Source organism: Fictibacillus sp. WQ 8-8 (genome assembly GCF_024494405.1).
Classification (GTDB): Bacteria; Bacillota; Bacilli; order Bacillales; family Fictibacillaceae; genus Fictibacillus_C; species Fictibacillus_C marinisediminis.
Genome location: NZ_JAMXKG010000001.1, coordinates 409,056 through 423,420, shown reverse-complemented (window position 1 = coordinate 423,420; position 14,365 = coordinate 409,056). Strand labels below are relative to the sequence as shown.

Annotated in this window: 10 protein-coding genes; 7 read left to right on the top strand and 3 right to left on the bottom strand. The window is 44.4% G+C overall.

What is annotated here, in order from left to right:
* Positions 1-5: 5 nt before the first annotated feature.
* Positions 6-884 carry an AraC family transcriptional regulator gene (locus M1K46_RS02100; RefSeq protein ID WP_256224664.1) on the bottom strand — a complete coding sequence of 293 codons (879 nt, stop codon included), beginning with the start codon at positions 882-884 and terminating at the stop codon, positions 6-8.
* 271 nt (positions 885-1,155) lie between these two features.
* Between M1K46_RS02100 and M1K46_RS02095 the strand changes: the two genes are divergently transcribed.
* Together M1K46_RS02095 and M1K46_RS02090 are read left to right on the top strand one after the other, a co-directional pair.
* Positions 1,156-1,998, top strand: coding sequence for an alpha/beta fold hydrolase (locus M1K46_RS02095; protein WP_256224982.1), 843 nt, complete (start codon positions 1,156-1,158; stop codon positions 1,996-1,998).
* A 79-nt stretch (positions 1,999-2,077) separates the two neighbouring features.
* The gene (locus M1K46_RS02090; protein WP_256224663.1) at positions 2,078-2,743 is read left to right on the top strand and encodes a DUF975 family protein; all 666 of its coding nucleotides are present in this window, start codon (positions 2,078-2,080) and stop codon (positions 2,741-2,743) included.
* Positions 2,744-2,802: 59 nt separating this feature from the next.
* On the opposite strand, the gene M1K46_RS02085 is transcribed toward M1K46_RS02090, so the two are convergent.
* A complete protein-coding gene (locus M1K46_RS02085; protein WP_062237676.1) occupies positions 2,803-3,099 on the bottom strand; it encodes a hypothetical protein in 297 nt (98 codons plus the stop codon).
* 141 nt (positions 3,100-3,240) lie between these two features.
* The gene (locus M1K46_RS02080; protein WP_256224662.1) at positions 3,241-3,882 is read right to left on the bottom strand and encodes a LysE family translocator; all 642 of its coding nucleotides are present in this window, start codon (positions 3,880-3,882) and stop codon (positions 3,241-3,243) included.
* Positions 3,883-4,195: 313 nt separating this feature from the next.
* On the opposite strand from M1K46_RS02080, the gene M1K46_RS02075 reads away from it, so the two are divergent.
* The 5 genes from M1K46_RS02075 to M1K46_RS02055 all read left to right on the top strand — a co-directional run bounded on the left by M1K46_RS02075 (position 4,196) and on the right by M1K46_RS02055 (position 14,300).
* Complete coding sequence (locus M1K46_RS02075; protein ID WP_256224661.1) at positions 4,196-5,791, top strand: S8 family peptidase; 1,596 nt, start codon at positions 4,196-4,198, stop codon at positions 5,789-5,791.
* Positions 5,792-5,952: 161 nt separating this feature from the next.
* A complete protein-coding gene (locus M1K46_RS02070) occupies positions 5,953-7,662 on the top strand; it encodes an SH3 domain-containing protein (RefSeq protein ID WP_256224660.1) in 1,710 nt (569 codons plus the stop codon).
* Positions 7,663-7,841: 179 nt separating this feature from the next.
* Entirely contained in the window at positions 7,842-8,417 is a 576-nt protein-coding gene (locus M1K46_RS02065; RefSeq protein WP_053356929.1) for a transposase, read from the top strand.
* 193 nt (positions 8,418-8,610) lie between these two features.
* Positions 8,611-10,497, top strand: coding sequence for a S8 family serine peptidase (locus M1K46_RS02060; RefSeq protein WP_256224659.1), 1,887 nt, complete (start codon positions 8,611-8,613; stop codon positions 10,495-10,497).
* Positions 10,498-10,769: 272 nt separating this feature from the next.
* Positions 10,770-14,300: a S8 family serine peptidase gene (locus M1K46_RS02055; protein ID WP_256224658.1), complete on the top strand. Its 3,531-nt coding sequence runs from the start codon at positions 10,770-10,772 to the stop codon at positions 14,298-14,300.
* Positions 14,301-14,365 lie beyond the last annotated feature (65 nt).

Below are 14,365 nucleotides of genomic sequence, written 5' to 3'. Positions count from 1 at the left end.
GCATGTTATTTTATAGGGACCAGAATGTCCATCTGTTTGGATTCAGGGCTTATGCTTCGTTCATCGTACAGCTCGATCTCAACTCCGCCGGCATGTTCGTAGCCGGAAGAAGGGAACCATTCTTTGAAAATGTACTGCCATGTCGCCTGAATGCTGTCGGAAAACTCGTTTTCTGCAACTTTCGGGGTAGTGAACACGGCATACTTGGTTTCTGGGAACGTCCTGGCCACAAGGCCTTCAGGAACGTTATTGGAATCCGTAACTTCAGAGCAGATCAGGTAACTGAACGAGCCGTTTTCCTGGTTAAAATCTGTGCAGATGCCGAGTTCCACTGAAGGGTCCTTCTTGTTGGGGATAGCTTCTCTCATCTTATTGTTTTGTAAATAGGTCTGCCAAAAGACAGGGATTTCATTTAGATTTTTACCATCTTCAGAAGTGGTTTTGAGTTCATAACCGATGACGTTAAATTCAGGCTTCATATAAATTTTCGGCTGCATAAATGGTCCTCCTACAATAGGTTTTTTGATGAGGGCGGCTTTTTCAGGAAGCGTAAAGGTGTACAGCTTCTCTTTTCGGAACTGTGTGGGTGTCACCGCGAATAGCTTTTTGAAAGCCCGGTTAAAGGATTCGTGGGAAGAAAACCCGCAGCTGAAGGCAATGTCCACAATCTTAAGCTCTGAATGGACAAGCAGGTCCGCTGCGTGTGCAAGTCTTCTTTTCCGGATGTAGTCCATCACCGGGTGGCCGACCAGCATCAAAAAGACGCGGTGAAAGTGAAAAGGCGAAAAGCAGGCAATCCTGGCGAGGTCCGGAAGCGTCAAGGGTTCTTCCAAGTTCTCCTCAATATAGTCAATCGTATTCTGAATGCTGTTGAAGTAATCCATACGTCCGCCTCCCTCATGACTCTATCTTAATGTGCAGCAGATAGTAATTCTTAACCTTTTTTGCTGTGTTTCGGAGTTTTGCTATTTTGGTGCCAGGCACCCGCGTTTTGACATGTGTGTAATCGTGGTGCCTGGCACCACATTCTTATTCGGCAAATGGGTGAATGAGGCCTTCTTTTCAGGAAGTAATGTTAAAATGAGGATAAGAATAGAAGACAAAATTGGGTGCCAGGCACCACGCGATGGCACCGTCAATGAAAGGGCGATGTACATGTTTTGCGATCTTGGAGATATTCAGGTTCATTATGAGGTACATGGGGAAGGGAAGCCCATCATCATGATTCATGGTTTCTCGCCGGATTACCGGTTGATGGAAGGCTGTATGGAGCCGGTTTTTAAAGACCGAAGCGGGTTTCAGCGAATCTATTTGGATCTGCCGGGGATGGGCCGGACCAAAGGGGAGTATTGGCTGACCGGGACGGATGATATGCTGGATGTTGTGTTGCGTTTTATTGAAAAAGTAATACCCGGACAATCTTTTTTACTTGCTGGTGAATCCTATGGAGGCTATCTGGCGAGAGGCGTCATGACTAAAATGGGGGATAGGGTAGAAGGCTTGCTCACGATTTGTTCACCGATCTACGCAGAACATGAAAAAAGAGAGCTGCCGGAGCATACGGTCATTAAAACAGATGAGCAGCTAATCGCATCCCTTCCGTTGGAAGAAGCCAGGGAGTTTGCGTCTATAGCAGTTGTACAGGATGAATATGTACTGAAACGAACGAGGGAAGAAATCATACCAGGTGTGATGCTGGCAGATCCTGTTTTTCTGGAAAAAATAAAGCAGAACTACGCTTTTACCTCTTCTATCGACTTACAGAAACCCTTTGAGAAGCCTGTTCTGTTTTTTACTGGCAGGCAGGATGCTGTTGTCGGCTTCAAAGATCATTGGGCCATCATGGATCAATTTCCTCGTGCATCTTTTGCTGTATTGGACCGGGCGGGGCACAACCTGCAGATTGAACAGCCCGCAGTCTTCAATGCTTTAGTTGCCGACTGGCTGGACCGATCAGAAGAAGCCCTTCACCTAAAAAAAGAGCATACTGCAAAATGACTTGTGATATAATGGCTTTTTCCAAAGAATAACTATTTTGCAAAAAGAATTGAAACAAAAAAGGTAAGGTGAAAGAGGCATGAGAATCGGAGAAATAAAAAAGGAAGCAAGGGTTGCCCTGGAAAACAAATGGGGCTTTGCGGTCCTATTGACGTTCCTTTTGGGAATCTTTACGTTTTTCCTTCCTAACTTGATTGATTTTTTTCTATTGGGAGGAAAGGACGAATTTAATGGAGCTGAACGAAATCTATCAGCATATATCTTTTCTTGGATTATTAACGGTTTTGTTTACCCAATCACGATTGGCTTTAGCTGGGTCTTTCTGAGCTTTATAAGGCGTGAGCCTCAAGAAGTGAAGAACATGTTTCAGCCTTTCTTGGACATCGGTACGTTCTTAAAGATTATTGGAACAACGATCCTGGTATGGATTTTCACAGTTCTTTGGACCCTGCTATTGATTGTTCCGGGTATTATCAAAGGGCTTGCTTATTCGCAAACATTCTATGTCTTGAAAGACAACCCGGGGATTTCGATTACGGGTGCCATCACCGAAAGCCGCAGATTAATGGACGGCTACAAGTGGAAGTACTTCCTTCTTCAGCTTAGTTTTATCGGCTGGGTGATCCTGGCGGTTGTGACACTGTTTATCGGGTTTCTTTGGCTGACGCCTTATATGTCCGCATCTTCAGCTGAATTTTACAATGAAATCCGCCAGGCTAAAAACAATGATTCTTTAGAGGCTTAAAATAAGAAAGGCATCTGTGCAACGAAGCACGGATGCCTTTTTTGTGATGAAATGGAGCCTTACTCTTTCAATAATAAAAATTCCCCTGTCTCGAGGTGGTTTCCGTAATGTTCCGCTTCTTTATGATCTACTCCTAGAAAGACGAGTCTCTCTTTTCCTGAGAGATTCTGTGAGAAGGATGAGTTGTCGGATTGGTCCAAAAAATGCTGTATGATCTCCTCGTTATCTTCTTTTTCTTCAATGGTCTCATAAGGCCCAACGACTAAAAATGTGCTGTTTTCGTTTTTCGGTTTCAGTTGATTTCGTTCTTCCACTGCTTCTTGTTCTGTCTTATAAACACCAACTACCTTAAACATTTTTCTTCCCCTCCCTTACAAGTGTGAAATATTTAAATGATGAAAATAACTTTCCAATCAATACCCGTAATGCTTCAATTTGTAACATTATGTCACAAAAAAATCCTCTTGGCAGCTTCAAGAGGATTGGTGAGGCGTTGTTTAGTTCTGCTTTTCTAAAGCGAGTTTCATGCCGAAGCCGATGAGTACCACACCCGTTACTCCCTGCATGACACGCTGAGTCGCCGGCCTTTTCATAAAGACACTGATCTGGTTGATCAAATAGACGTAAAAGAAAAACCAGGCCGCTGTCAGAAGTGTGTAGGTGAGACCCATAATGGAAAATTGCACAAAGGCGTTGCTGCCGCGTTCAAGAAATTGCGGAAGGAACGTTAGGAAGAAAAGTGCGACCTTTGGGTTTAGAAGATTTGTAAGGAATCCCTGTCTGAAACAAGATGAGGACTTTCGGATTCCGGGTGTTTGATCTGCAGGTTCCGCAGAATAGGCTGTTTCAATATTCCGGTCCTTTAATGACCAGAGCGACTTTATTCCGATGTAGATCAGATAGACCGCCCCAGCATACTTGAAAATAGAAAAAAGCATTGCCGATTTCACAATGATGGCAGACAGGCCTACAACAGCTGCTACGGTGTGAATGAGCAAGGCGCCGCATGTTCCAAGCATGGTTTTAAAACCGCCAGTCTTTCCTAGAGATAACGTGTTTTTCGTGGCAATGGCTGTATCAGGGCCGGGAAGAATAATCAGGCAAACCGCCATGACCACAAAAAGAAGAAAATGCTCCATCGTTTTATACCGCCTTCCCCTGTTAAATTTTATTCCAATGTACCACACCCTAATATCTGGTGCCAGGCACCCCAATTACACAAGTGTGTAATCGCGGTGCCTGGCACCATTTTCTTATTTCACTGTAAATATTTGTAATATATTGTATAATTGTAATTAATAGTAAATTATCAGGTTCTAAGTGTTCAGTCTCGCAGGTGTTTTTAGAGTTCAGGTATGATGATTTACCTATATTTTCTAAATTATGGAGGATGATACCCGATATAAAAATGGTAACACCGTTAAATCAAACAAGATGAAGAGAGGCAGCAGTGTGAAAAAGTACAGTCGTTTTATGGCAGGAGTTGCGTTGGCCAGTATTTTATTAAGTTCTTTTAGTACGTCAGCATCAGCGGATGATGAGAACTGGCAGCGAAGAAAGAAGTCTTTTCAACCGAGCAGCAAGATTCATTTAATGAGTAATCATTCTAATGATCACGTAAAAAACAGGCAGGCCATCGTAAAGACCACGCTGTCGAATGAGGAACTTGTAAAGGGGTTCGGTGTTACGATCGCGGACTCTTCTTCTATTTTAGGAAAAGAGAATCTTAAGGTGGTTCGAATTCCGAAAAAGCTAAATTATGAAGGAACTCTAAGAAAATTAAAGCGGTCAGCTCGCATAGAATCAGCCGAGCCAGATTATATGGTCAAGAAAATGTCGAACGATCCTTTTTATTCTTATCAGTGGCCGCTTCCCAAAATGAAAGTTCCAAACGCATGGCTTGGACTATCACCAAAGGCGAGGATAAAGGTGGCTGTTATCGACTCAGGTGTTGATTACACTCATCCGGATTTAGAAGGAAGAGTGTTATCTGGCTACGATACATACGATGAAGACAGCGATCCCATGGATTATGACGGCCATGGAACAGCTGTCGCAGGTGTCATTGTGGCTACTGTAAACAATGGCATAGGCATGGCTGGAATCAATCCGTATGCTGATATACTTCCAGTCCGTGTAGGGGATGAAGAAGGAATGTCAACGAGTGATTGCGTCGAGGGAATCTATTATGCCATTTCACAAAAAGCTGATGTGATCAACATGAGCTATGGCGGAAGTGAGTATGAGGACATTGAATATGATGTTATCCGTTCTGCTTATGAAAAAGGAATTGTGCTTGTTGCGGCATCAGGAAATGAAGATGATGCTGTAGGTTATCCTGCAGCCTATCCAGAGGTTCTAAGTGTAGGGGCGTCCACTCCTAACGACGGTATCGCTGATTTTTCCAATTACGGAGAATTACTGGACATCGTGGCTCCGGGAACAGATGTTTTAACGGCGGCAATCGATGGTGACTATGACTATTTTGATGGTACATCTTTTTCCGCACCGATTGTCAGCGGCCTTGCTTCGCTTCTTCTTGCTGAAGAACCTTCTTTATATCCTGATGATGTGGAGTATCTGCTTGAGAGCTCTGCCTATTTGCCTGCCAAATATAAAGGAAAATGGAATCAATATTATGGATATGGTCGGGCAGATGCTCTCAAACCGTTCTATACGAAGCTTCCTAGTTTAAAGAATGATGTGGGTGATCGGCGCTCAAAAGCGAAAAAAGTGACTGTTGGCAAGCTATATAGCGATAAGTTCGATACCCCGAGCGACGTTGATTGGTTTACATTCAAAGTTTCCAAGAAAACCAATGTCAGAGTCGATGTCAGCGGGGTAGCCGGCATTAACAGTACGGTATGGATTGATAAATACAGCAACGGCAGGGTCATCAATGAAAAACCTCATGATGCCCGAGGATTAAACGGAAAAGAGTCGTTCACGGCTTCATTGACTGCCGGTACGTATTATCTCACTGTTTACGACAACAACTACCATTGGGCTAAAGACCCTTATTCCATAAAAGTAACAGCAGGGAAATAAACCGGGTGCCAGGCACCGCGATTACACATATGTCAAAACGCGGTGCCTTGCACCTGAATTTTTAGTAGAATTTTGGTGGATTTTTCCGTCGATTTGCCGATAGAAATAGTAGAAAAAGATTAGTAGAAAAGATAGAAAGTGAGAAAGGGGGCTTACAGCATTTGAGAAAGATTACTTCACTGGCTCTCATCCTGGCATTCATTTTATCTCTTTTTACCACACATGCAGACGCTGCAGCGAGCCAAACAAAAGCAAAAGTTACAGCATCGATTCTAAATGTCAGATCGAAGCCCAGTACCAGCAGCAGTATTATCGATAAACTGAAAAAGGATGCAGCCGTTACGATTAAGGCAGAGTCTAACGGATGGTCTCAGGTGACTTTGAAAAAGGGGACAGGCTGGGTATCATCAAAATATCTGAAAAAAATCAGCGTATCCGCATCCTCTGCAACAAAAACAGGATACGTGACGGCTTCCTCTCTCAATCTGAGGGAAAAGGCCACGACCTCCAGCAAATCCGTTTTGCTATTGAAAAAAGGAAACAAGGTTACCATCTTAAAAACGTCAGGTTCTTGGTATTATATTCAGGCAGCCGGAAGCAAGAAAGGCTATGTGTCCAAGAGCTACATCTCTACGAAAGCTCCTGTGCCATCTTCAGCACCAAAAGCAAAAACAGTGTATGGCTATGTGAACGCTTCTTCTTTTTTAACGCTGAGAGAGAAGGCATCAACGACAAGCAAATCTCTGATGCAGCTGAAGAGAGGAACAAAGATTACCATCCTGAAAACATCAGGTTCCTGGCACAATGCAAAGGCTCCCAATGGAAAAACAGGCTGGGTTCTTAAAAGCTATGTAGCCAGCAGGGCCCCTGCCCCTGCCCCGGCTAAAACAGTTTATGCCTATGTTAATACTGGCTCTCTGAACCTAAGAGAGAAGGCAACAACCTCAAGCAAGTCGTTGATGACCTTGAAAAAAGGCCAGCAGGTAAAGGTTTTGGACCCGGGAAGCACATGGAGCTATATCCAGGCTTCAAACGGCACAAAAGGATGGGTGTCTAAAAAATACTTATCAGCGACTGCTCCGGTACCCGTACAGCCTTCTGTTAAAAAAGGATACGTCACGACGAATGATTTAAATGTAAGAGAAAACGCGGGTACATCTTTTAAGGTCGTAGCTAAGCTGAATACCGGAGCCGAAGTGCAAGTGTACTCAAGCAAAGGAGACTGGCTGAACATCAAAACATCCAGCGGAATAAAAGGCTGGGTACATAAAGCCTACATCACCTTTACCAAAATTAATGACAATAACCTTTCTCTCCCTTCAAGTTTCCCCAGCCTAAGAGGGAAGAAAATCATGATTGACCCAGGGCACGGCGGCTATGACGTAGGGGCTGTAGGTGCGGGCTACGGCACATATGAAAAAAATGTAACGTTATCCACCGCGCTTATTTTAGCTCAGAAGCTGCGAGCGGCAGGAGCCAAGGTCTATATGACACGCTCCACCGATACAGCCATCGCGTTAACTTCACGCCCGCAATTAAGCAATAATTATTTGGTCGATGCGTTTGTAAGCATTCACTATAATTCAGGGCCTTCTGCCGGAACAGGAATTGAAACGTTCTATCAGCCCGGTTCTGTATACAGCGGACTGGCTTCCCTTGTACAGCAGGGCGTTGTGAAATATACAGGATTTAAGAGCCGTGGAATCGCCGGGAAAAACCTTCAAGTTCTGCGTACCAACAAGCGTCCATGTGTGCTTGTCGAGCTAGGGTTCTTATCCAATAAAAGTGAAGAGCAGATCGTCCGAACATCCGCTCATCAGCAAAAAGCAGCCGCCGGCATTGCCGAAGGACTGAACAGCTACTTTAGATAACTATGGTGCCAGGCACCGCCTTTACACACTTGTGTAATCGCGGTGCCTGGCACCATATATTTTTTTCTTGCCTTAGGCAGGGAAGTGAGAAAGGCTGTAGAACATAATATTTTACCTCTTCGTTTTGCATCAATCTCTCCCCATCATTTAATCCCCCAATTCCTGAAAGGAGCCCCGTAATGCCGCGCAAACAACGAACCTGGTTTCCGGGTGCGATCTACCACATTACCTGCAGAGGAAACCGTAAAACACCTATTTTTCATGAACGTGAAGATTACCTCTATTACTTATATTTGCTGAGAAAGACAAACAAGCGCCATCCTTTTAACCTTCATGCTTATTGCCTCATGCCCAACCACACCCATCTCCTTCTGGAAACAACCGTAAGCCCCCCTGGTGAAGCTATGGGATACCTGAATACACAATATGCAAAGTACATTAATCGAAAATACGATCAGGTGGGACATGTGTTTCAGGGCCGTTATGGCGCTTCTCTCATTGATTCCATGATGTATTTAATTGATGTCAGCCGGTACATCCATCAAAACCCTGTAGCGGCTAAGATGGTATGCAATGCAGAAGATTACGAGTGGACGAGTTACAGGCACTATATCTCCGTGGGAATAGACCAAGGAGTAAAAGTGAAAACCGATTATATCCTCTCTCAATTCCCAACCCCTAAGCAGGACAATTATAAGAGTTTCATAGAAGGAGCAGAATATGGCGAGATCGTGAGAAGGACACCGGTGCTGTAACTTTTAGTTTGGTGCCAGGCACCGGCTTTTGACACTTGTGTAATCGCGGTGCCTGGCACCGCACATCATGGCACCGCACACCAACACCGTACACCAACAAAATTTCCAATATTTTTAAGATATTTCATTTTACTAGAAAAGAAAAATGATATAATAAAGCTTGCATAAAATTAGACAAAAGATGGGGAAGAGAATGAATACATTTAAACGAACGATGTCCATTTTAACCGCTGGATTGGTAGGTACAAGCCTATTAGGAACAGCTGTCCATGCGCAAGGAACAGAGCTTGCTAAAAGAAACCTATTCTTTAGCACACAAACGATAGAACAGCCGTCCGTATCCATAGATCTAGCTAACGTTAATAAAAGAGAAATTATTGTAAAAACGAAAGAAGGAAACGCGTTTGCACCTTCTTCATACGGCCTGGAAACCACCTCGGCACCTTCTATCCTGAAAGAAGAAGGAATCAGTGTTTACCAGGTTCCTAACGACAAAAACTATGAAAGAACACTGTCACAGATCAAAGCTGATCAAGCTGTGGAATATGCTGAACCGAACTACCTTTCAAAAAGAACAGCTGAGACGGTAAAGCCAAACGATAAACTGTATGACCAGCAGTGGGCATTAAAAAAGATCAACTGGGCAAAAGATCTAGTGAATCCGCCAGCAGGACAGAAACCGGTCATCGTTGCTGTTTTGGACACAGGAGTTAATGCTGCTCATCCCGACCTAAAAGGGAAGGTGCTCAAGGGCAAAGACTTTGTGAACAACCTTAAAACGGCCAATGATACGGTCGGCCACGGGACTGAGGTCTCCGGAATCATAGCCGCAGCGACTGACAACAAGATCGGCATCAGCGGTTTAAATAACCATGTTCAGATTCTTCCTGTACGGGTTGGCGGGAAAGTAAGCATTCCTAATTCAAGCGCGATCGCCGGTCTTCATTACGCCATTGATCACGGTGCGAAAGTCATCAATATGAGCTTTGGATCTGCCGAACCGAGCCAGGCAGAATATGATGCCATCATGGAAGCTGTCCACAAAGGAATTATTCTGGTAGCGGCTTCAGGTAACGAGAATCCAGTGTACGGTGTGAACTATCCGGCTGCCTATCCGCAGGTCATCAGTGTCGGTGCGACGAGATACAACGATGTTATCGCTCCGTTCTCGAGCAGAGGGCCAGAACTCGATGTTGTCGCTCCAGGAACAAACATCATGACGACGCTTATGAACGGAAAATACGGCTCACAGGATGTTTCAGGGACCTCATTTTCCGCGCCGATGGTTTCAGGACTGGCCTCTCTTTTACTAACGAAAAATCCAGCGCTGACACCTCAGCAAGTCGAATATATGATTGAAAAATCAGCATTCAAGCCTGATCGTGAGGGCTATAAAAACGCTGCCGGGCTGACTGATTTTTATGGATACGGAAGAATTGATGCAGCCAAAGCTTTAGAGACGAAATTTCCTTATCTTGCTGGAGATACAACGGATATTCCGGCAAAAGCCAAGTGGATGAGCAAGGGAACGGTTTACAAAGATAAGTTTGATGTTCCGTTTGATGGGGACATGTACCGTTTTAAATTAACGAAAGAATACAATGTGAAGATTGAAGTATCAGCCACCGCAGGCATGGATCCGGTCGTTGCCGTAGACAGAATCTCAGCTGATGGAAAGCTGACGTATGAAAAAATTGCTGATAAAAGCGGTGTGGGCAAAGCAGAAACATGGTATGCCAAACTGAAACCAGGCATTAATTATGTGACCGTTTATGAAGCGAACAACCACTGGTCAACAAAGCCTTACAGCGTTAAATTCACTACCTTCGAAGCTGTTGCTCCGGCTGCTCCCAAGGTAAACAAAGTCGATAGTAACGATAAATACGTTACCGGAAAAGCAGAAAAAAAATCAAAAATAGAAGTTAAAAAAGGGAAGACTGTTATCGGAAAAGCGGCGGCGAGCTCTTCAGGTGCCTACAAAGCTCCGATCAAAGCCCAAAAACGCGGAACGGTTCTTTATGTTACTGCGACTGATGCAGCAGGCAACAAAAGCAAATCTACTAAAATTACTGTAAAGTAACGAAATCCAATCATCAGCTTAAAAGCTCTCCGATTAGTATCCGGAGAGCTTTTTGTATGTGGTGCAATTGATTGGGTGCCAGGCACCGCAATTACACACTTGTGTAACGACGGTGCCTGGCACCATTTAACCATTTTTTGTAAAAATAGAGGAGTTTAGTAAATGCCGACGAATCGTAAGGTATGCTTTATGCAAAAGTGGGGTGGGAAAAGAAGAAACATGCAGCACGACATCGTTTTACTGTTTTTTATGCTGAATTTGGAGGATAGCACATGAAAAATTGGAAAAAGCAGATTGCGGCTGTAGGTCTGTCTGCCAGCATGCTGGCCAGCGGATATTCTGCCGTTCACGCTGAAGTCAAAGTCCCGTCAGTTTCAAAAAAATCGCTGGCGATGACTGAACTTGAAAACGTCACAAAAGGAAGCACAGCAAAAAGCAACAAGCCTTTATTCAGTGACGATACGCTCGTCATCAAGTACACAAAACCGCTGACGTCCACAGATCACAAGAACGCGGGAGCGACAGTGATCCGGTCGTACAGCCAATATAAATACACAGTCGTTCGAGTCAACAACAAGAAAAAATTTGAGCAAGCAATGAAAATCTATCAAAAATTGGGGAAGGTAGCGTCCGTTTCTCCAAGCATTCTTTCTAAAACGCTCTCTGCGCCAGACCCGAAAACGGGCAAGCAGTATCATCTGTCACTTTTACAGATCGCGAAAGCCCAGGAGCTTGCCGGCAAGCATGCGGTTAAGGTTGCAGTGATCGACCAGGGAGTGGACAGAAACCATCCTGAATTAAAAGGACAGGTCATTTCCAGCTATAACGCAAACGATCCGATGAACCAGGCGATGCCTGATTTCCACGGCACGCATGTCAGCGGGATTATTGCTGCTAAAAAAGGCAATGGGGTTGGAGGATATGGTGTGAATCCTAATGCTAAAATCATGTCTTATGACGTCTTTGACCGCGGTATGGGTGCGAGCGATTATACGATTGCCGATGCCATTTTAAAAGCGGTTCATGACGGTGCAAAAGTGATCAACATGAGCCTTGGCAGCTCTGCGCCTTCTCCGTTAATTGAAGACGCGGTGAAAACAGCCATCAAAGCGAACGTTACGGTTGTGGCTGCAGCAGGCAATAATGCTACTGATGCGGCGTTCTACCCAGCCGCTTTTGAAGGCGTCATTAGTGTAGGTTCTACAAACGCAAAAAACAAGCTGTCCTGGTATTCCAACTATGGGCCATCTGTTGACATAGTAGCACCAGGGGAGGCTATTTATGCACCGCTTTATGATTATGAAAAGAAATCAACGTTTGAGAAAATGAGCGGAACGAGCATGGCCTCTCCGGTTGTTGCGGGTACAGCTTCACTGCTGCTTTCCAAGTATCCTTCGCTCAAACCGGCACAGGTCGAATATGTACTTGAACATACAGCAAAAGACCTTGGTTCCAAGGGCTATGATACAAAGTACGCGCACGGACTTGTCCAGCCTGTCTCTGCCCTTAAGTTTAATGTCAAAAACATTCCTGCATCGGTTAAGCCGCTCCAAACGGAAAAAGAAATTAAAGACGCAGCGACTGAGATTTTCCCTATAAACAACAAAGACCTTGTAAAAGAAGGAAAAATCACGAAGGCCAATGAAGAAAAATGGGTCAAGTTTTACGTGAACAAAGGGGAGTACATTCAGACTTCTCTAAAAGGATCAAAAAACTATGACCTGAAACTGAAGCTTAACCTTTACGGAACGGACAGCACAACGATGCTTGACGTTAATAAGCTTCAGGCTAACGGAACGGAAGGCAAACTGTTCCAAGTGCCTTTCAGCGGCTATATGACGATCGGAGTGAAGGACGTCAACGGAAACTTTGATGATTCCAAGGCTGCTGCATCTCGATATACGCTTAAAATCAAACGTCTTCAAGAGCTTCCGGTTGATAAAAATACGATGGATAAGCCTGCTAACATCAGTACGTTCCCGTATCACGCAAAAGGAACCTTTACTGGTGAAAATGAGGATGAAGACTTCTATACATTCAAAGTGGACAAGCCTCAGCTCGTTAAAGTGAAAACGACTGGAGTTCCTGGCGTCAACAGCACGCTGAAGGTTTACGCGGAGGAGCAGGTCACGGATGAAGATCCTGGTGATGCAGAAGCGGTAAGCCAAATGGCGGGTGATGAGGACACAGGTGAGAAAATGGACGGACCTGAACCAATGTTTTATCAAAACGCCAACGGCTATGGTGAAGGCGAGACGATGGTCTTTGAAGCGGTTCCGAACGTTGACTACTTGATCAGCACGACGAATAAGTCTGAGATCGTTGACGGTATATTTGACTTCTTCATGGACTTCGATATGATCGATGAAGAGTCTCCCGAACCTTCTGCGATTTCCTACAGCCTTGATGTCGAAAGCAAGGTCACTCCTCCAGATGAGGACGGACTTCCTTTTGAAGAGGATTCACCAGAAGGAAAACTGGAAAACAAAGAATTTACGGTTAAAGATTATGTAGCTTTGAAACAAATAGAGCGCAAGAGAGCCCACGAGCAGGATGTAGAGATCATCATCATCATCAGTAATCAAGAAAATGATATTGATCCGCAGGATATCGTGGACAACGCCAACCCTTATGTTCTTGGGTCAAAAGAAACAGGAGTTCTGCAAAAGCAGATGGATGAAGACTGGTTCTCCTTCTCTCCAAAACAGGACGGCATCTATGATTTCAATCTTGGAAAAGGCCAAAAGCCGGCGATTCAAATTTATCAGCTGGAGAAGTATAAAGATGAAGACGGTGAATGGCAGCTGGACCTTGGAAGAGTTGGAGACAACTACAGCAATGACTGGTTTGATGGAACATTGGAAGACCACGCGATTGCTGGCTTAAGAAAAGGTCAAAAATATTTTGTCAGAATCGCCAATAATAAAATGAACGGATCTACACTCTATGATCCGTATGAGTTCAGCTCCAAGCTATTGGCGTCCAATCCTGATGACGCCAACGAGCCGAATGATATGATGGACCATTTCGAAGACCTTAAAAATAACAAAGCAACCGGCATGTTCTCAATGCCTGGAGATATGGACGCTTTCTATATGAAAGCCAAAGAGACGGGCATCTCTAATGTTTCTTTGACTAAAGGAGCAGTTACGAAAGAGTTGAAAGCAAAGTATCCTAGTGAACTGCTGAACGATTATTATGGTCTTGTTCTTGTGGGAGAAGACACGAACGGCAACCGCAGGGTAGATGAGTCAGAGCTAGACAAGCTGAAGGAAGTGTATAAGGGAATTGAAGGATCTGAAACAAGAGGTTCCTTCACAACGAAAAAAGGCAAAGGCTACTTTATCGTAGGAATCGGATTCTTCGATTATAAACCTGAGCTGTCATTTATCCCGTACACATTAAAAGTTGAGTCTGTGAATCGCAAGGATGAAGATGCAAAATCAGTCGTCAAAGGAAACAAACCATCCAAGCCGCTCAGCCTGAAAAAGGTCAGCAGCAAATCGTACAGCGGCACAGGCTATTTCAATATGATCAAGAACAAAACTGATGCAGACTGGTACAAATGGTCCCTCAGCAAAAAAGCAAACGTAAAACTTACGCTCGAAACGTCTGCAGATATTGACGGCGTGATCACTGTTTACAAGGACGGCAAGGAAGTGGCCAAGAGCAATTACTATGGTAATGGCGACTCAGAAGTGCTTTACACAACACTCGGCAAAGGCACGTATCACATTCAAGTAAAAGACCGTTACGGCAACGCCTCTGTCCATTCCTACAAGCTTAAAGCTGAGATTCGGTAAGAGCAGTGTGGATTGGTGCTACGTTGATTGGTGCCAGGCACCGCGATTACACAAGTGTGTAAAAA